At 62.5% G+C, this 18702-nt stretch carries 21 protein-coding genes; 12 read left to right on the forward strand and 9 right to left on the reverse strand.

Going from position 1 to position 18702, the window contains the following annotated elements; translation table 11 throughout:
• Nucleotides 1-91: 91 nt before the first annotated feature.
• The 8 genes from OVA24_RS00360 to OVA24_RS00395 form a co-directional block, all read right to left on the reverse strand.
• Nucleotides 92-1486 (reverse strand): hypothetical protein, encoded by a 1395-nt coding sequence (locus OVA24_RS00360; protein WP_267672366.1) that lies wholly within the window; start codon nt 1484-1486, stop codon nt 92-94.
• A 285-nt stretch (nt 1487-1771) separates the two neighbouring features.
• Complete coding sequence (locus OVA24_RS00365; RefSeq protein WP_267672369.1) at nt 1772-2521, reverse strand: HAD family hydrolase; 750 nt, start codon at nt 2519-2521, stop codon at nt 1772-1774.
• A 229-nt stretch (nt 2522-2750) separates the two neighbouring features.
• Nucleotides 2751-3350 (reverse strand): 3-isopropylmalate dehydratase small subunit, encoded by a 600-nt coding sequence (leuD, locus tag OVA24_RS00370; RefSeq protein ID WP_267672371.1) that lies wholly within the window; start codon nt 3348-3350, stop codon nt 2751-2753.
• Nucleotides 3351-3364: 14 nt separating this feature from the next.
• Nucleotides 3365-4306, reverse strand: a complete 942-nt coding sequence (locus tag OVA24_RS00375; protein ID WP_267672373.1) for a TraB/GumN family protein — start codon at nt 4304-4306, stop codon at nt 3365-3367.
• Between the two features lie 38 nt (nt 4307-4344).
• Entirely contained in the window at nt 4345-5769 is a 1425-nt protein-coding gene (leuC, locus tag OVA24_RS00380) for a 3-isopropylmalate dehydratase large subunit (RefSeq protein WP_267672375.1), read from the reverse strand.
• Between the two features lie 90 nt (nt 5770-5859).
• Nucleotides 5860-6009, reverse strand: a complete 150-nt coding sequence (locus OVA24_RS00385; RefSeq protein WP_267672377.1) for a hypothetical protein — start codon at nt 6007-6009, stop codon at nt 5860-5862.
• 205 nt (nt 6010-6214) lie between these two features.
• Nucleotides 6215-6373 carry a hypothetical protein gene (locus OVA24_RS00390; protein ID WP_267672379.1) on the reverse strand — a complete coding sequence of 53 codons (159 nt, stop codon included), beginning with the start codon at nt 6371-6373 and terminating at the stop codon, nt 6215-6217.
• Between the two features lie 73 nt (nt 6374-6446).
• Nucleotides 6447-6569 (reverse strand): hypothetical protein, encoded by a 123-nt coding sequence (locus OVA24_RS00395; RefSeq protein ID WP_267672381.1) that lies wholly within the window; start codon nt 6567-6569, stop codon nt 6447-6449.
• 201 nt (nt 6570-6770) lie between these two features.
• Between OVA24_RS00395 and OVA24_RS00400 the strand changes: the two genes are divergently transcribed.
• Together OVA24_RS00400 and lpxD are read left to right on the forward strand one after the other, a co-directional pair.
• Nucleotides 6771-7427, forward strand: a complete 657-nt coding sequence (locus OVA24_RS00400; RefSeq protein WP_267672383.1) for an OmpH/Skp family outer membrane protein — start codon at nt 6771-6773, stop codon at nt 7425-7427.
• Between the two features lie 32 nt (nt 7428-7459).
• Complete coding sequence (gene lpxD, locus OVA24_RS00405) at nt 7460-8494, forward strand: UDP-3-O-(3-hydroxymyristoyl)glucosamine N-acyltransferase (protein ID WP_267672385.1); 1035 nt, start codon at nt 7460-7462, stop codon at nt 8492-8494.
• A gap of 122 nt (nt 8495-8616) precedes the next feature.
• Here the strand turns inward: lpxD and OVA24_RS00410 are convergent, their stop codons facing one another.
• Nucleotides 8617-10011: an efflux transporter outer membrane subunit gene (locus tag OVA24_RS00410; protein ID WP_267672388.1), complete on the reverse strand. Its 1395-nt coding sequence runs from the start codon at nt 10009-10011 to the stop codon at nt 8617-8619.
• Between the two features lie 178 nt (nt 10012-10189).
• Here OVA24_RS00410 and OVA24_RS00415 point away from each other — a divergent pair, with 178 nt between their 5' ends.
• From OVA24_RS00415 to OVA24_RS00460, 10 genes are all read left to right on the forward strand, one after another.
• Complete coding sequence (locus OVA24_RS00415) at nt 10190-10759, forward strand: tetratricopeptide repeat protein (protein WP_267672390.1); 570 nt, start codon at nt 10190-10192, stop codon at nt 10757-10759.
• The gene (locus OVA24_RS00420; RefSeq protein WP_267672392.1) at nt 10756-11514 is read left to right on the forward strand and encodes a GYF domain-containing protein; all 759 of its coding nucleotides are present in this window, start codon (nt 10756-10758) and stop codon (nt 11512-11514) included. Before OVA24_RS00415 ends, OVA24_RS00420 begins: the two co-directional genes overlap by 4 nt.
• Nucleotides 11511-12290, forward strand: coding sequence for an alpha/beta fold hydrolase (locus OVA24_RS00425; RefSeq protein WP_267672394.1), 780 nt, complete (start codon nt 11511-11513; stop codon nt 12288-12290). The genes OVA24_RS00420 and OVA24_RS00425 overlap by 4 nt, the downstream gene beginning before the upstream one ends.
• A 7-nt stretch (nt 12291-12297) precedes the next feature.
• Complete coding sequence (locus tag OVA24_RS00430; protein ID WP_267672396.1) at nt 12298-12879, forward strand: hypothetical protein; 582 nt, start codon at nt 12298-12300, stop codon at nt 12877-12879.
• 41 nt (nt 12880-12920) lie between these two features.
• Complete coding sequence (gene menB / locus OVA24_RS00435; RefSeq protein ID WP_267672398.1) at nt 12921-13736, forward strand: 1,4-dihydroxy-2-naphthoyl-CoA synthase; 816 nt, start codon at nt 12921-12923, stop codon at nt 13734-13736.
• Between the two features lie 93 nt (nt 13737-13829).
• Nucleotides 13830-14741 carry a HipA domain-containing protein gene (locus OVA24_RS00440; RefSeq protein WP_267672400.1) on the forward strand — a complete coding sequence of 304 codons (912 nt, stop codon included), beginning with the start codon at nt 13830-13832 and terminating at the stop codon, nt 14739-14741.
• Nucleotides 14741-15502 (forward strand): hypothetical protein, encoded by a 762-nt coding sequence (locus OVA24_RS00445; protein WP_267672402.1) that lies wholly within the window; start codon nt 14741-14743, stop codon nt 15500-15502. Before OVA24_RS00440 ends, OVA24_RS00445 begins: the two co-directional genes overlap by 1 nt.
• A 127-nt stretch (nt 15503-15629) precedes the next feature.
• Nucleotides 15630-16544 (forward strand): 1,4-dihydroxy-2-naphthoate octaprenyltransferase, encoded by a 915-nt coding sequence (gene menA, locus OVA24_RS00450; RefSeq protein ID WP_267672403.1) that lies wholly within the window; start codon nt 15630-15632, stop codon nt 16542-16544.
• Complete coding sequence (locus OVA24_RS00455; protein ID WP_267672405.1) at nt 16541-17509, forward strand: enolase C-terminal domain-like protein; 969 nt, start codon at nt 16541-16543, stop codon at nt 17507-17509. The genes menA and OVA24_RS00455 overlap by 4 nt, the downstream gene beginning before the upstream one ends.
• A complete protein-coding gene (locus tag OVA24_RS00460) occupies nt 17491-18609 on the forward strand; it encodes an AMP-binding protein (RefSeq protein WP_267672407.1) in 1119 nt (372 codons plus the stop codon). The genes OVA24_RS00455 and OVA24_RS00460 overlap by 19 nt, the downstream gene beginning before the upstream one ends.
• Nucleotides 18610-18702: the final 93 nt, after the last annotated feature.

An 18702-nucleotide genomic window follows, 5' to 3' on the forward strand; every position in this document is an offset into this window, starting at 1 on the left:
CATCTCGCCGCGCTCCATCGGGCCGAGATGGCCCGACCACATCCAACAAGCCGCGCGAAGGGCCAGAACACCATCGCCGGGGACTCCTTCATCACGGTGACACCATGGAGGAGATCGACTCCAGCGTCGGGATCGTCACCCCCTTCAGTTCCGCGGCGGGTTTCTCGATGAACTTCAGGTTGGGGGACAGACCGGCGATGCGGGACTTGCAGTTGCTGACGTAGAGCGGGATCTCCATGGGGCGGGTGAGCTTCGCGGGATCCATGGGGTTCTTGTCATCGACGAAGGTGCAGCCCTCGAAAATACAGTCACGGGTGAGGGTGAGGAAACTGGCGGGTATGGTGCAGTTGACGAAGCGGCAGTTCACGATCCGCATCCACGGATGGTTCGCGAAACTGGCCGGTTGCTTGCCCTTGAAATCCACGCCCGGCAACTCGATGCCCTGGAAGACGGTGGACTGCGCGCGGATGCCGTGGTGGTCGATGTTGAGGAAACCGGCGAGAGTCCCCTTCACCAGGCAACGGTCGAAATGGAACTTCGCCGCGTGGTCCGGCCCCACCCGGTTCCCGCCCTTGCGGATCCCGCAATCCTCGAGGGTGGAATTGACGAAATGGAAAATGCAGTTGAGGTCCGCCAGAAAGGTCAGCTTCTCGAACCGCGCCCGGGTGGCCACCAGCCTGCCGGCCGACAACTCCACGCTGGCACCGTCCAACGAGGACCAGACATTGCCGGGCGCAACCACCACGACCGGAGAGGACTTCGCGCTGCGGTCCCCGATGACGATCCGCTCACGGACCCGCTGCTTCATGGCGGGAACCGTCACGGATTCGAGCCAGCGACCCTTGGTCGAAAAAATGTTGGCATTCACCGGCGGTTGGTCGCCCGGGACCGTGATGGCGGGCAGTTCCTTCAGTTCCAGCGGACCCGCCGCCTTGGGATCTTCGCCGAAAGGGATCTCCGCCGCTGACGAGGTCTCCGGCACCAGCTCCAGCAGCAGCCTTTCGCCTTCTTTCCGCAGCGCCAGCGCTTCATCAACTTTCCCGGCCTTGGTCAGCACCAGTTCCTCCGCGCGAATTTTCCGGGTGACCTCTTCGGCCACCTTCGCGTTGGCCGCAGCCAGCTCATCGCGGATGCCCTTCCGCGCGACCAGGTATTTCTCCCTCAGCCCGGCCAGTTCCTTGTCCGCATGGGCGGTGGGAGTGCCGGATTTCTTGATCGCGTCCCGCTCCTCCCTAAGCCGGACGATCAGGTCGAGGTTCCCCTCCGCGGCGAGTTTCTTTTCCAAGGCATCGAGCGCGGCGAGATAGCGGGTGGAAAGCTCCGCCTCCTTGAAAAGGGCGCTGAGTTCGGACTCCTCAACCTGGGTGGCCGCGGACTTCCGGATCTCTTGCAGCGGCTCCTGCCCATGGAGCGGAGAGGAAATGACCATCCATCCGCCCGCGAGCAGCAGCGCGGATGATTTCCCGTGTCCGAGTTTCCAACCCATGACCTTTCCTATTTCAGGGGAATGGCCTGTCAATCGCATAACCCGGAGGCTTCCAAGGGACTCTCCGCTAGGTCCCTGCATCAGGCAGGAGAACTCCCTGATCGTCGCATTTCTTCAACCGCAGATAAACAGGATGTACGCAGATGAAAGTCAGAACGGATCTCAGATCGCGAATCCGACCGGCAGGCTTTCGTCTGAATCGGAGAATGGGGAAAGGGATCTCCTATTAATCTGCGTCCATCCTTTTCATCTGTGGTTGGATTTCCCACCCATGCAGGAAACCCGCTAGCCACGCAACCCGCCGGGGTCTTCGCCGATCCCGAAGAGGAGCTTCAGCGACCTTATGATGAAATCCGCTTTCGCCTTCCACGGCCGGGCGGGACGGACGACCTGCCAGCCGTTCCGCGTGCCGATCTCCAGCAGCTCCGGTTTCGGATTCACCAGGGTGGCCTGCTGGCAGAGTTCCAGCATCGGCAGATCCGCGGTGCTGTCCGTGTAGCCGTGGCAGTTCCGTAGCTGCGCGCCGTCGAAGTAGGCGGCAGGCAGCAGCGCCCGCAGACGTGCGACCTTTGCCGCGCCCTTGTGGTTCTCCAGGTCAGGAAATAATTCGCCGGGCGTCACGACGGTGCCGAGCACCAGGTCGAACCCGAGCAAGCGGCCGATCTCCGAGACGTAAAATTCCGGGCTGGCGGAGGTCAGCACCACCAGATGTCCGGCCCGGCGGTGGCGTTCGATCTCCGCCCGCACCCCCGGGTAGATCGCAGGCATGACGGAGGAGGCGAAACTTTCCGCATGCTCCGCCACCTTTTCCGGTGACATGCCCCGCAGGTAGCTGAGGAACACCCGCTTCATCCCCTCCGTCTTCAGGATGGGGTAGAACGGGAGCAGCCCCAGGAAGACGGGCAGATACACCCGCCGCCATGGCTCCCGCCGGACCACATGGTGGCGGAACAGGAGCTGGCAGTCCCACGGGATGAGCGTCCCGTCGAGGTCAAACAGGGCGATGCCCGGAGGTGGCTCGGCAGGGAGGCTCAAAACGCGCGTCTGTTGGCAGTCCTTTGGGATGGCAGCGGCGCGCGTGGCTGCTGCGTCCCGCAGCAGGCCGTGACATCGGCGTCCCGCCGATGATGCGTGTGAGCCAAGGTCAGAGGCATTGCAGGTGATGGATTTGCCGGATCAGACTTCAGGATGAACGCCGTCGCGGCGGGACGCCACGACCACAGCCTGCCGCGGGACGCGGCAGCCACGGTTCTTCCAAAAGCTGTCAGACGTAGTGGAGCTCCTTCGCCTTCGCGTCGATGGCGGCGTCGTTGTCGAGCAGCTCCTGGATCGGGTCCCAGCGGCCGGACACGAGCGCCTCACGGGCGGAGTCCGGCATGGTCACGGAGAACTCCAGGCCGCCGGATGTGCGGACCTTCAGGGCCTCGACGTCGATGGTGATGGCGACCTTCGGGTCGGCCTCGATCACGGCGGCAAGCGCCTTGATATCGGCGGCGGTGGCGATCACGCATGGCATGGCCAGGCCCGTCGAGTTGCCGAAGAAAATCTCCGCGAAGGACTCCGCGATGACGCCGTTGAAACCATACTTGCGCAGGGACTGCGGCGCGTGCTCACGGGAGGAACCGCAACCGAAGTTCACACCGGCGACGAGGATGGAGGCACCGTCGAAGCGGGCGTCGTTCAGCGGGTGGTTCGTCTTGTTGCCGTGCTCGTCGAAGCGGACGTCGTAGAAGGCGAACTCACCGAGTCCGTCGAAGGTGACGCACTTCATGAAGCGCGCGGGGATGATGCGGTCGGTATCGATGTCCGCGCCGGGGATGAAAACGCCGGTGCCGGTGACTTGTTTGACAGGTTCGAGGGCCATGGGAATAGAGTGGATCAGTCTTCGATGCGGGTGATGCGGTAGCCTTTCCTGGCCAGGTGGTCGCGGATGTTGTCCTTGCCGATGAAATGGCCGGAACCGGCCGCGAAGAAATGGACCTTTCCGCCTTCTTTTCCAAGGAATCCGCCGATGGTGGCGGCCATGCTCAGGTTGCGGTCTTCGAAGAGCTTCTTGATGAAACGCGTGCCGAGCTCCTTGTGCTCGCTCTCGGCGATGGATTGGTTCATCCGGTCGATCTCCTTCTCCAGCTTTCCATCATCCCCGGCGGCGTAGGCGCCGAGCATGACCTCGATGCCGTCGATGCCGTTCGCGCGGTCCTCCTTCATCTGGCGGAGCGATTCCCTGAGGATGATGATGTTCTCCTCTTCCTTGAACCCGCCCAGCAGCCCCATCTGCTCCTCGACGGTCTCAAGGGCGCGGACTTCCTTTCCTTCCTTGATGGCGCGCTCGGAGATGATCTGATCGACAGCCTTCGCGCCCTGGAGCTGATACTTCAGGAGAGGGAGGGCCATGGTGACCGCCCAGGTCTGCAACGGTTGGAACGGCGTGGCATCAAGCTGGGGGTTGATCAGTTTCAGCTCCGCATCCAGCTCGGCCGAGAGTTCCTTGCCGATGGATTCGGTGAGGGTCTTGCCGTCCTTGCGGAGCAACAGCGGCATCATCTTCAGTTGGCTGTCCGCATCCATCGGGATCTCCGTGTAGACCGCATCCGCGGAAACGAAGGCCTTCTCCGCCGCCGGATGGAGATTCGCGATGGCGGGCGTGGAAACGTGGATGGTCCCGAAGAGATACGAAGGCTTTTCCAGGCCGTTCCCTTCGATCTTCCAGAGCAGTGGTTTGGCCGGATGCCCTTTTTCCTCAATGGCGCGAAGCGGCTGTGACAGCAGTCCACCCGCAATGACGAGGGCGGCACGACAGATCCATGCAAAGCGTTTCATAGGAATGGGGAAATCGGGCTTCCGGGACCGGGAAGGCGTCAGGCGACGGCGGCTTCCGGCTCCAGCTCGAAGAGCTCGCGGGCATCCGCGATGTGCCCGCTGATGGCCGCGGCGGCGACCATGACGGGGGACATGAGGACGGTGCGGCCGGTCGGGGAGCCTTGGCGGCCCTTGAAGTTCCGGTTCGAGGAGGACGCGCAAAGCTGGTCACCCACGAGCTTGTCCGGGTTCATGGCCAGACACATCGAGCAACCGGCGCCGCGCCACTCGAAGCCGGCGGCGCGGAAGATTTCCGGCAGCCCTTCCTGCTCCGCCTGGATGGCGACGACCTGGGAGCCCGGCACCACGATGGCCTTCACATGCGGGGCGACGCGGTGGCCCTGGATATATTTCGCCACTTCGCGGAAGTCGGAGATCCGGCCGTTGGTGCAGGAGCCGATGAAGGCAACGTCGATCTTCACGCCCTTGATCGGGGCGCCGGCGTTCAGCTTCATATAAGCGAGGGCTTCCTCGATGGTCGCCTTTTCGCCCGGGGACTCCGCATCGGCGGGGTCAGGGATGTTCTCGGAAACGAAGATGCCATGGTCCGGGGAGATGCCCCAGGTGACCGTCGGCTCGATGTCCTCCGCCTTGATGGTCACGACATCGTCGAAATGGGCGTCCGCATCCGAAGCGAAGGACAGCCAGCGTGCGGCGGTGGTGTCGAAGTCGGACATGTCCACATAGGGACGGCCGCTGAGGTAGGCGACGGTCTTCGCGTCCGGGTTGATGTAACCACAGCGGGCGCCACCTTCGATGGACATGTTGCAGACGGTCATCCGCTCTTCCATGGACATGCGCTCGAAGACGTCACCGGCGTATTCGTAGGCGTAGCCGATGCCACCCTTCGCGCCCAGCAGGCGGATGATGTGGAGGATGACGTCCTTCGCATACACGCCGGGGCGGAGATTTCCGTTCACCTCGATGCGGCGGACCTTGAGCGGCTCCACGGCGAGGGTCTGGGAGGCCAGCACGTCGCGCACCTGGGTGGTGCCGATGCCGAATGCGATCGCGCCGAAGGCACCGTGGGTGGCGGTGTGGGAGTCACCGCAGGCGATGGTGGTGCCGGGCTGGGTGATGCCCTGCTCCGGACCCACCACGTGGACGACACCCTGCTTGCCGGAAGCGAGGTCGAAATAGGTCACGCCGAAGTCGTCGGCATTTTTCCGCAGGGCCTCCATCATCTCCGCGGCAAGCGGATCCTGCGGTGCGTCCTGATCCACCGTGGGCACAATGTGATCCACGGTCGCGAACGTGCGCTGCGGGAATTTCACGCTCAGGCCGAGGTCACGCAGCATGCCGAATGCCTGTGGCGAGGTCACCTCATGGATGAGGTGGGTGCCGATGAAAAGTTGCGTGCGGCCATCGGCCAGCGTGCCGACGGTGTGGGATTCCCAGACTTTTTGGAAGAGGCTCTTGCCCATGTTCATGATCAGCCGTGGTTCGCGGCGGGGCGGGAAAATGGCCAAGCCCGGGAAAAATGTCAAAGCCGCATCTCACCCGGCCTTTCCCGATCAGCCGCCGATGCCGATCCAGATCCCGCCGAGGATGGCCCCGAAGGCAGCCAGAACCCCTGCGGCGGCCGCCGCTCCGGGCCAGAATGACTTGCTGCGGCGGGAGCGCGCCTCACCCGAAAGCTGCCCACGGTGGACACGTCTTTTCATGGGGGCCACGTGATAGTGACAAAGGCTGCCTTGATAGCGGAGGGGATTAGGCCGGCCCGGGCGAAGTCGCTGGGTTTGATTCATTCAGGGGGGTTGGGTTTCCAAATCGCATAATGCACTCCATGCCAGTTCGTCAACAAAAAAGCGCCTCCCCCTGGAGCGGGGAAGACGCTTTGGAAAAATTTTATTTCAGCAGGCCGGAAAATTACTTCTCAGCGTGCACTTCCGAGACGGTGGTCGTTTCAATCTCCTGGAACTGCGGAAGCGGGCGGAGAGGCGGAGCCTTTGGCTCGCTGGTGCAGCAGCACGATGCGGAAATGAGCGCGAAAGCGGTGACGGCGATGGCGGAGATGAAACGGATCATGGAGAGGAGGTTGGAGTTTTTTTACAAGTGGCGGACCGGCTTTCACACGAAAACCGGCCCGCTTTCAAGAACATTACTTCGCAGGAGCCTGATAGGTCGGCCGGGAAGGCTCAGGAGCGGCGGACGGGCAGCAGGAAGCGGCGAGCAGGGCTGCAGCGCTGGCACCGGCGATAAGGGCGAATTTGAGTGTTGTCATATTGGTTGGATGGGTTGCTGTTTTCGAAATCACCGGCCCACAAGTGACCAGTGATGATCAGGTTAGCGTTCGGTTAGGCTGCTGCAAGGGAAAAGAAAGCTGGTCCGGGCATGAAATGATGAGCGTTGACGGGGGGGGAGTTTCCGTCCAAGTTGCGTCCCCGACTCGCCATTAGCCGAGGAACCAACAGCCATTCCCCAAATGACCATCATCCGCCGTTTTCTCGCCGTCATCTCCGCGGCCGCCATGGTATCGTTCGCATCCGCCCAGGATGGGAAGCTCAAGATCGCCACGGTCGATATGCAGGAGCTTTTCAAGCAATACTACAAGACCAACGACGCGCAGAAGCAGATCAACGTCGAGCGCGCGCGGATCCAGAAGGACAACAACGAGCGTCTGGCCCGCATCCGCGAGCTGGAAGGCACGCTGGGCGGCCTGCGCAAGCAGCTCGAGGACCCGACGATCAACGAGTCCAAGAAGCAGCAGCTTTTCAAGGATTGGCAGATGCAGCAGCAGGAAGGCATCGCCCTGGACCGCGAACGCCGCGAGTTCCTGCAACGCCGCAACCAGGCCCTCAATGAGAAGATGGTGCAGCGCATGAAGGGCATCCTCGAGGAGATCCGCAAGCTGGTCGAAGAGCAGGCGAAGAAGGATGACTTCGACTATGTGTTCGACAAGTCCGGCCTCAGCACCTCCCAGGTTCCTTTCCTCCTCTACACCAAGGATGCCACGGACATCACCGCCGGCCTCCTCAAGGACCTGAACAAGGACGCACCGGCCGAGTCCCTGCCGACTCCCGGCGAGCCTGCCCCAGAACTTCCGGAGACCACGCCCGCCCCGGCTCCTGCGGCTGAGTAACCCGTCCCGTTCCCCTACAATTCAAGAAACGGGTGGCAACAGCCCTCTCCCTTTCCGAGCTCGCCCAGTTGGTCGATGGCAACATCGTCCGGGGCGGGCTCGCTCCGTCTCTGGCTGGTGTGGCCGCGCTCGATGTGGCCGGACCGGGTGAAGCCAGCTTCTTCGGCAACGACAAATACCGGTCCCAGTTTCTGGAGACCCGCGCGGGCGCCGTCATCGCCGCCACCGGTGAAACCGGAGGCCCTGACACGTGCGCCCTCATCACGGTGGCGAATCCATCACTGGCCTTCGCCACGGTGGTGCGGCACTTCGCTGCGGCCGCCAAAACCCTGGAACCCGGCATCCACCCGCGCGCCGTGGTGGAACCCGGAGCCGTGCTGGATCCCACGAAGGTCCGCATCCACGCCGGAGCCGTGATCATGCCCGGCGCCCGGATCGGTGATGGCACCGAGGTGGGGCCGAACTCCGTCATCGGCGAGGAGGCGGTGATCGGTGCGGACTGCCGCATCATGGCCAACGTGACCGTGCGCGAACGCTGCGTCATCGGTGACCGCGTGATCCTCCAGCCGGGATGCGTGGTCGGATCTGATGGATACGGCTATGAATTTTCCGGCGGAAGACACGTGAAGATCGACCAGGTCGGCATTGTCGAGGTCGGCAACGACGTGGAGATCGGCGCGAACAGCACCATCGACCGCGCCCGCTTCGGCAAGACCGTGATCGGTGAAGGCACAAAGGTCGATAATCTCGTCATGATCGCCCACAACGTGGTGATCGGGAAACACTGCCTCGTCGTCAGCCAATCGGGCATCGCCGGCAGCGCGAAGCTGGAGGACTACGTGACAGTGGCCGCCCAGGCCGGAGTCGGCGGGCATGTCACTGTCGGCGCGAAGGCCATCCTGACCGCGCGGACCGGCGTCACCGCCAGCATCCCCGGCGGGGCCACCTATGCGGGGAAACCCGCCCTTCCGGTCCGGGAAGAGATGAAGCAACAGGCACAGCTCAGGCGGCTGGTCCGGCTGATCGAGCGCGTCAAGGCACTGGAGCAGAAGCTGGGCGGAGAGTAACGTATCCCACGCGAATCTCGTGAGAGATCCGGCGGGGCGGACGTCACCCGGCGGATGGCGCAGGTTCTTCACGGACTTCCCCGCAGCCGGAAGTCTCACGACTTCCGCCACAGAGCCACTGTTCACCATCCACCGCCGATGGCCTTCGCCAGGGAGACGGACAGCGCGAGGCGTTCCGCCCGCACGGAGTTGGAGCGCCGCTCCGCGTCCAGGCGGGTCCGTTCCGCATCCACCACATCCAGGAAGCTGACCAAACCGGCATCGAAGCGTTTCGAGGACAGGTCGAAGGTATTTTTAGCGGCGGCTGCGGCTTTGTCCTGTGCCTGCTGGCGCCCCACGATGATCGACGAGGCCTGCAGGGCGTTCTCCACCTCACGGATGGATTCCAGGACGATCTGGCGGTAGTCCGCGCTCGCAGCCTCATGGGCGGCGACGGCGGCATCCTTCCGGTCACGCAGGAATTTCTGCTGGGTGATGGGAATGTTGATGTTCGGCCCGATGGACCAGATCAGGCTGGAGGACTTGAAGAGCTGGCTGGCGGTGTTCGAGGAGAAACCACCGCTGCCACCGATGGTGAAGGACGGATAATAGGCGGCCATCGCCACGCCGATCTCCGCGTTCGCAGCCGCCACCCGGCGTTCCGCCGCACGGACGTCCGGCCGCTGGCGCAGGACCTCGGAGGGGACGGAAACGGGGATGGAGGGAGGGGACGGAAGGTCAAACCGCTCGGGGACGGAGGATCCGGTGGCGGAGGCACCCGCCAGCACGGCGAGGGCGTTCACCAGTTCGACACGATCCTGGTCGAGCTGGATCTTGTCCGCCTCCGCGGTGGCCACCTCGACTTCGGCCCGGGAGAGGTCGAGGCCACTGATGGCGCCGGCATCCCGCTGTTCCTTGAGCAGGCTGAAGGCCTTGCGGCGGAGCTCCACCGCCCGGGAAAGCAGCGCGCGGTCCGCGTCCACGGCCCGCAGGGCCCAATAGGTCTGCGCCACTTCGCTGGCGATGGTGAGCTTCAGCGCGTTGAAGCTTTCCTGCTGCGCGTCTGCGGAAGCATCCGCGGACTCCACCTGGCGGCGGACGGAACCCCAGACATCCAGCTCGTAGGAAAGGTCGGCTGGGACCGAGAAATTGTTCTGCACGGTGGAAATGCCCTGTGCGCGGGTCTTCGACCGGCTTGAGGAAGGATTCAGGTCGATGCTCGGGAAATACCTGCCGCGTGCCGCCGCACTCAGCGAGCGGGCCTGCCGCACGCGTGCGGAGGCTCCCGCGAGCTCCTGGTTGTTGCCCAGGGCGCGGTCCACCAGCGAGTTCAGGGTCCCGTCACCATACAATCTCCACCACGCGCGCGGGTTCGGAAGGGAGTCAGGAGACTGCTTCTTCCACTTCACCCCTCCGTTGGAAAAGGATGCGGGGAGTTTCATCTCCGGCGTTTCGTGATTGGGCCCCAGTGGCTTGCAAGCCGCGATCAGCATCACGGAGGACAGGGGCAGGACGGTGGCTAGAGATCTCGGGGACATGGAAGTGGCGGAATTGAACCATCGTTTAAGAACCTCGCAAACGAAAGTTGCGGATTTTCCGAAATGAGACGATGAAATGTTGGGGAAATGTGCCCAAGCCGGGGTGGGAGGCGGCAATTTCAGGTTTGATTCCCGGAAAATTCCAGCCATCTTCGGAAGAACCCTAAAACCCTGATAAATGCGCTCGATCCTCATACTTTTCATCGGCGGGACATTGGCCGCTTCCGCCCAGAATCCCACCGCAGCCCAGCAGGCCCAACAGTTCTACCAGCAAGGTATCGCCCAGGAGCAGGCCGGCGATGTTGCAGGTGCCAGGACCGCCTATACCCAGGCCCTGCGGCTCAATCCGCATCTGGCGGACGCCCGCTTCCGCCTGGGGCAGTTGAAAATGGACCGCGGCCAGCTTGCCGCGAAAGCGCGGGAGAGGAAGTTCGGCAGCCTCATCATCCCCCAGATGAACATCGAGGGGGCGACCGTCTCCGAATCCCTGGAGGCACTCCGCGTCTCCATGGAAAAAGTGTCCAACGGGGAAGTGTCCCCGAACTTCGTCCTCAAGGACCCGGACAGGAAGCTCGACAAGACTTCCGTGACCTTCCAGCTCAAGTCCGTTCCCGCCAAGGCGATCCTCGACTACATCCTGTCCCAAGGCTATGCGAAGGCCATCTTCGACGAACATGCGGTGGTCATTGAACCCGTCTCGGGCCCCGGTTTGACATCCCCCGGGGATTCCGTTAACGGGAGCCGATGAACCTGCCCTCCGGCGACGCTTGGTATTTCTCACGGGACGGCCAGCAAAGCGGTCCGCTCACCTATGCCGACCTGAAAGAAAAGGCCGACGAAGGCTTGCTGAAGCCGCGCACCGACCTCGTCTGGAAGGAAGGCATGAGCGACTGGGTCCAGATCGGGCAGATCGACGGCCTGTTCGAGCGCCGTGAAATGGCGCCTCCGCCACCGGAACCGGATGCCGCTTCCCTGGAGGCGGCCCTGACGGCAGGCGACTCCCAATACAGCCTTGGAAGCTTCGGTGGCTGCCGGCGGCGTTCCTTCATCTTCGTCCACCTCATCCTGCCCGCACTGGTGGTGTTCCTGCTCAGTGCGGTGAAGACCTCTTTTTCCGGAATGATCTCTCCCGACATCCTCGCAAAAGCTGAGATGGTCGGTCCTGTGGTGCTTCTCATCCTGATGGTCTATACCGGCATCCAGCGGTTCGCGAACCTTGGGATGAGCCGCTGGTGGTACCTCGCGCATTTCGTGCCGCTTCTCAGCTTCTGGACCGCCTACCGCAGCTTTGCCTGCCCGGAAGGCTATGCCGTCCACAAGCAGATGGACGGCGCGGGAATCTTCCTGGCCATCCTCTACTGGCTGTGGCTGCTCTCGCTGGTCGCCATCGTGACGGTATTCATCGCCGTTCTCGCCGGAGCCGCAGGCAGCCCTGAGATCCAGCAGCATGTGAAAGAGTTCCTGGAACAACTCCAGGCCCAGACGCAAGCCGCCCCGAAATGATCCGCTACTCCAAGGAAACGGACGAGCGCCGCGAGGCCGGCTCCCACGAATGTTGGTGCCTGCATGGTTCCGTGGGGGCGGCATCGGATTTCCGCGCGCTGGCGAAGGCGCTGGCCCAGGGCGGCATCGGCTCGCGGGCCGTGGACCTGTGGCGGTTTCTGGAACCCGGCCCCCTCCCTATCGGCGAATCCGGGGCCACGCTGAACGAGGACGCGGAGGGTGAAACCTTCCGCGGCACCGGGCGCTCCCTGTTGGGCTACTCCATGGGTGGCCGCCTGGCCCTCCATGCCCTGCTGGAGAAAGATCATCCCTGGCAGGCGGCGGTCATCGTTTCCGCCCATCCCGGCCTGGAAGATGAACTTGAGCGTTCCGCACGCAAGGCCGCCGACAGCACGTGGGCGGCGAAGGCATTCGCCGGGGACTGGAAGGACTTCACCAGCCAATGGAACGCGCAGCCAATGCTGGGCGGGGACATCCGCGAGCCGGAAGCCACCCAACGACTGGTCGCCCGCCGCAGGGAGATTTCCCGCAGCTTCCTCGACTGGTCGGTGGGGGCGCAGGAGCCACTGTGGGAACGCCTTTCCTCAATCTCCATCCCCGTGCTGTGGGTGGCGGGTGAGAGGGATGGAAAATACACCGCCATCGCGGAGCGGGCCGCGGGTCTGACGCCCCGCGGCATTCTGGCCGTCGCACCGGAGGCCGGTCACCGCGTGCCGTGGGAAAATCCGTCGTGGTTCGCAGACCGACTCTCACGTTTCCTGAAAACGGCCTCCTGATCCCTCCATGTCCCGCCAGACCATCGAACGGCTCCAACAGGAAATCGCGGAACTGAAAAGCGAAGTCGCGTCCCTCAGGGAAGCCCTCGCCTTCCACCAGCGGCATTCCAGCACCCAAACCGCAAAGACGGGGGAGGAATTCCTCAGAAAGCTCCTCGGCGGGACGTTCACCCAACACAACGCCGGACACGACATCGAAGTCGGAAGCTGGCAGTTGGAGGTCAAGGCGTCCGACTGCTCCAGCATCGACAACACCCGCCCGCTTTCCACCACCCGGTGGACCTGGCACCGGATCTTCGGTGTCGGCGGCAGAAAATCGCACAACCGGCTCATTCTCCTTGGAAAGCCTGATGTCAGGCACCGGCCGAAATACCGCGATCCGGGCTCTCCTTACGTCATCTTCGACATCCCCACCGACCAGGCGAGGATCCTGCTCGAACTGTCCAAGACACCGTTCATCCAGATCACCACGAACCCGCTCGGCCAGAGGACCGAGAAAGGCCGGCTTTTCTGGACCTTCGAAACCACCCGCAAGGAACTCGTCGCCCGTTACGCCGCGCCCCGCCGTTCTTCCCGCCGGGGCAGCTAAGCATTGCGGCATCCCCATCTCTCACCCAGACTGCCGCCGTCATGTGGACCACCCAGCGCGAATTCGAGGACATCCGTTACGAAACGACCGATAACGGCAGCATCGCCAAGATCACGATCAACCGGCCGGAAGTGCGCAACGCCTTCCGCCCGAAGACGGTCGCGGAGCTTCTCAAAGCCTTCGACCTGGCGCATGAGGACCCGCAGGTGGGCGTGATCATCCTCACCGGCGAAGGCGACATGGCCTTCTGCTCCGGCGGCGACCAGAAGGTGCGCGGCCACGCCGGCTACATCGGCGAGGACGGCATCCCCCGTCTCAACGTGCTGGACCTGCAGAAAAAAATCCGCAGCCTGCCGAAGCCCGTGGTGGCCATGGTCGCCGGATTCGCCATCGGTGGCGGGCATGTGCTCCACATCGTCTGTGACCTGACCATCGCCGCGGACAACGCCCGCTTCGGCCAGACCGGCCCGAAGGTCGGTTCGTTCGACGGCGGCCTCGGTTCCAGCTACCTCGCCCGCATCGTCGGCCAGAAAAAAGCCCGCGAAATCTGGTACCTCTGCCGCCAGTATGACGCCCAGCAGGCGCTCGACATGGGACTGGTCAACACCGTCGTCCCACTCGCCGAACTGGAGACGGAGACGCTCAAATGGTGCCGCGAGATGCTCGCCCACTCCCCGCTCGCCCTGCGCTGCCTGAAGTCCGCCCTCAACGCGGACTGCGACGGCCAGATGGGCCTGCTGGATCTCGCCGGAAACGCCACCCTGCTCTACTACATGAGCGAGGAGGGCAAGGAGGGCAAACAGGCCTTCATCGAGAAGCGGAAGCCGGATTTCTCGAAGTTCCCGCGGGTGCCGTAGCCACGAGCCTCCTCGGATTTACACCCTCCTCAACGATAGGATCAGAAACACTCCACCCAATCCCATCTCAAACTACGATCAGCTGCACTCTCGATGCCAAAGGAATATCCTATTCTTGAGATCGATCCTTCATGGAAGCGCAGCGGCGAGGACATGGGTAGCAAACGGAAATTCTGGTTCAGGCACGAAGAACGGATGTGGCTCTACAAACAGGCTCGCCTAAATACTGGCGAGCACTGGGCAGAAAAAATAGCTTCCGAAATCGCTTTCAAGCTGGGCTTACCCACTCACAAAGTCGAATTGGCAAAATTTGAAGGAGATCCTGGGTGCGCCGTTTTGAGTTTCCTCGAAAAAAATGAAACCCTCATTCACGGCAATGAGCTAATGGCAGGGACGATAGATGGTTACGACAAACACAAGGAGCGAGGTCAGGCGGATCACCATTTCAACAATATTGTGTGTGCACTTGAAAGCCGCTTCCCCTCCCCAGAAACCCGCATGCGGGTATCAATCCGGTTTGTAGGCTATCTCGTGTTTGACGCTTTGGTAGGCAATACTGATCGACATCACGAGAACTGGGGAGTCGTTCAGAAAACCGAAATTAGCCAAAACCCTGAAACAGATCGGCTACGATTGTCGCTTCGAACTCGTCTGGCTCCCACTTTTGATCATGGCTCTTCCCTCGGAAGGGAGCTTCTCGACGAAAGAAAGCAAATGATTCTGGAACAAGCGACAGGGATACAGCGCTATATACGCAAAGGAACAGGAGGCATTTTCTTGGACAGCCACGCCAAGAAGGGGCTTCCCCCCATTGCTCTCGCCGAACTCATCGCCACAAGGTATCCAGAGCTATTCAGACCATGGCAAAAACGGATTTTAGATCTCGGAGAAGAATTTGCCGAGGACATCGTCTTGGGAATCCCCCGTTCTTGCATGTCTGAAGCAAGCGTGCAATTCGTCCTCGCTTTGCTAAAGGAATCCCGTAACCTGATCTTGGCAATTTAATGAAAAGTCTTTTCCTTGCATGGCAGGCTCCAGAAGGCTGCCTAAAAAGCAGAGCATGGTTCCCGATTGGGCGCTTGGATGCCGAAGTGCAGCAATCCCGCATCTCATCCTGCCGATTCCGCTATACGCACGGTGCGGAACGAGCTCATCGCGAAGTGGGCTTCGAGCCTCTCGTTTCCTTTCCCCACTTTAAGGTCGATTACCGCTCTGAGAAACTTTTCCCGATTTTCCAGAATCGCGTTCTTTCACCAAAACGGCCGGATTTCCCAGAATACATCGACTGGCTGGGGCTAACCGAGGAACAAGCCGACCCCATCTCCATCCTCTCTGTATCTCAAGGTCTTCGACTTACCGACAATCTTCAAACTTTCCCAAAAGTCGAGGCGGAACCGGATGGAAGTTTCCAACTCCGCTTCTTTGTTCATGGCTTGCGTTACCTAAACAGTTCATCAAAGGAAAAAGCGATGACGCTCCAACCCGGAGCCAAGCTACGGATTATGATCGAAGTCAATAATCCCGCGACCCGATTGGCTGTCACTTTGCATACCGAAGACTACACGATGATCGGCTGGGCTCCCCGTTACCTGGTGGACGATCTTGTGACGTGCATCGGGAATGCTCCGCAGATTGAAGTGACAGTTGTCAAAATCAATCAAGGACATGCCCCGCCAAACCAAGCCATTCTGGTAGAGTATTCCGGAAAAGCTCCTGCCAACCACGATCTGATGTCCTCGCTGGATCTTTTCCCACTTGTTGGGTGAGGCTTATGCCCATTTGCCTCCCTCGACTGATTTACCCGGATCCCGTCAGCGAAATGCTCTCTTGCACGGAATCCTTATTCCGAGGATGAAATCATCCGATTGTCTGATCGATTCATGTGGTTTCCCAATGAGTCAACAGTTTCACTCCCCCGTGCCCGGCACTTCGTTCAAACCCATCCTCCTCGCCGCGCGTCCGAAGACGCTGCCCGCAGCCGTCGTCCCGGTGTGGGCGGGCTGCATCCTTTCATGGAAGCTCACCGGCACCTTCAACCTCTGGTTGGCCATCTGCACGCTGGGCGGGGCAGTCGCCATCCAGATCGCGACGAACTTTTTCAACGACGCCATCGACCACGCGAAGGGCGCGGACACGGCGAAACGGCTGGGGCCGAAGCGGGTGACGGCCTCCGGCCTGATGAGCCGCGGGAAGGTGATGAAATGGGCGGCAGGGTTCCTCATCGCCGCGTCGCTGTTCGGCGCGTTCCTCATCGAGGCGCGCGGCTGGCCGATCCTGGCCATCGGCATCCCGTCGCTGTTCCTGGCCTATGGCTATACCGGAGGACCCTTTCCGCTGGCCTACCGCGGCATGGGCGAGCTGTTCGTGATCCTGTTCTTCGGCTTCATCGCGGTGACGGGCACGGTGTTCGTGCAGACCGGCGCGTGGCCGAAGGAGGCGCTGCTGCTGGGCGGGCAGGTCGGCCTGCTGTCTGCGGTGCTCATTTCCATCAATAACCTGCGCGACCGTGAGGAGGACGCCTCCACCGGCAAGCACACGCTGGCCGTCCGCTGCGGGCCGAAGTTCGCGGTGATGTTCATCTGGCTGCAGGTGAAGCTGGCCGCCTTCGCCGGGCTGGGCTGGGTCGCCTTCGGCTATCCGTATCTCGCCATCGCCAGCGCGCCGGTGCTGCTGATGGGGCTGCGGATCATCTGGGGGCTGATCAGCACGCCACCCGGTCCCGCCTACAACCGCTACCTTGCCATGGGCGGCATCCAGCTCATCATGTTCGCGGCGGCCTACCACCTCGCAGCCGTTCTGAAACCATGATCTCCACCGGACAAAAGCCGCTCATCGCCCGCTACCGCATCCGGAGCCGTGGCTTTCTCAACGCCATCTCCGGCCGCCGTGAGTTCGAGGGCGTGCTGATCCGCGTCGGCGGCGGCTTCGGCTGCATCCATCCATGGCCGGAGCTGGGCGACCCCACGCTCGACAAATGCCTCGCGGATCTGGAAGGACCGCGCCGCTGGCCCATCGTCCGCCGTGCGCTACGCTGCGCCGAATATGACGAGGCCGCGCGCAGCCGCGACGAGTCCCTGTTCGAGGAAATGGAGGTGCCGAAAAGCCATGCCACGGTCACCGACCCGAAGCTCCCGGCGATCCAGGAAGCGGTGGAAGCTGGCTTCAACGTCATCAAGATCAAGGGCGGCCGGAATCCGGAAAAGGAACGCGCGTTCCTGCTGGAGGCGGTGGAGGAATTCCCCGCCCTGAAATGGCGGATCGACTTCAACGAGTCCCTCACCCCGGAGACCGTGGAGGCCTTTCTGATGGGGCTGCCGGAAAAGGTGCGCGGCGCGATTGATTTCATCGAGGATCCCTGCCCGTTCTCGGAGACCGCGTGGCCCGCGCTCTACCGGAAGACGCGGGTGCCGCTCGCGATCGACCGCGAGGCCGGGCCGCACCGCGAAGGCGCGCAGGTATGCGTCATCAAGCCCGCCATCGACGAGCCGTTCCTGCTGGCGGAGGCGGCCATCGCCCACCGGCAGCGGGTGGTGCTGACCAGCTACATGGACCATCCCTTCGGCCAGGCGTTCGCCGCGTGGGAGGCGGCGCGGTTGGAACTGCAGTTCCCCGGCATCACCGGCGCCTGCGGCCTGCAGACGCACCACCTTTTCGATGCGAACGAATTCAGCGAGGCGCTCGGCCCATGGTCGCCGGACTTCACCCCGCCATCCGGCACGGGCCTCGGATTCGACGACCAACTCGAAGCGCTGCCATGGACGCGGCTCTACTGACCGACCCATCGTTCTGGGATGACCCGCGGCCATTCGCGCCGGGGGATGACCGGCGCGCCCTGCCGGAACTGCCGCAACTGGAAGGGCATGTCCTGTTCCAGACATCCGGCAGCACCGGCACGCCGAAATGGATCGCCCTTTCCAAGTCCGCGCTGCTGCTCTCCGCAGCCTGCGTGAACCGCCACCTCGGCGTGACGGAGGACTCCCGCTGGGGATTGACCCTGCCGCTCCACCATGTCGGCGGCTTCGGCGTGGCGGCGCGTTGTTTCGAGGCGGCGTGCGATTGCTCCACCTATCCGGGAAAGTGGAACGCAGCGGAGTTCCGGAAGTGGGCGGCGGAAAGGGCCATCACCCACACCTCGATGGTGCCCACGCAGGTCCATGACCTGGTGGCGTCCAATCTGGCGGCACCCTCCGCCCTCCGGGCCATCGTGGTGGGCGGCGGCAGGCTGGATGAACGGACCGGACAGGCGGCAAGGGATCTCGGCTGGCCGGTCCTGGCCAGCTACGGCATGACGGAGACCAGCTCGCAGATCGCCACGCAATCCCCGGAGCTACTGAATTTCCCGTATCAAACCGGCGGCATCCCGCTGCTCGACATCTGGGACGCCCGCGCGGGGGACGACGGCATCCTGGAGATCTCCGGACCGGCGCTTTTCTCCGGCAGCCTGCGCAAGGACGAGGCAGGCTGCTGGATCTACGAGGAACGCAGTAGTGAATGGCACCGCACCTCCGACAGGGTGCTGTTACGGGAACGCCACCTCACGCCGCTCGGCCGCGCCGACCAGGTCGTCAAGGTGCTGGGGGAACTGGTGGATCCGGAGGAGATCGAGCGCGAGCTGACCGCGATCTCCTGTGGGATCCTCGCGCCCGGGACCTTCGCCGTTGTTCCCGTCCCGGATGCGCGGGCGGAGCACCGGCTCGTCCCCGTTTTCAAAAATCCGATCCCGCCGGAGTTGGTCCTCAACCTGCTAAAGGAGTATGAAATCCATGCACCAGGATACCGCCGCCTCCAGCCACCCGTGTTCACCGAATCGCTTCCTTGCAGCCCGCTTGGAAAAATACTCCGGGCCGATCTACGAAAGTTGGCCGGCGGCTGAAAAGTTGTTGTCATCTCCGTAAATTCCAGAGAGTCTGCCATTACTTTGAAAAGCCGTATTAAATGGCCGCTCAACAAAAGTGGCCTACGCGAT

It is taken from the genome of Luteolibacter sp. SL250 (assembly GCF_026625605.1).
Classification (GTDB): domain Bacteria; phylum Verrucomicrobiota; class Verrucomicrobiia; order Verrucomicrobiales; family Akkermansiaceae; genus Luteolibacter.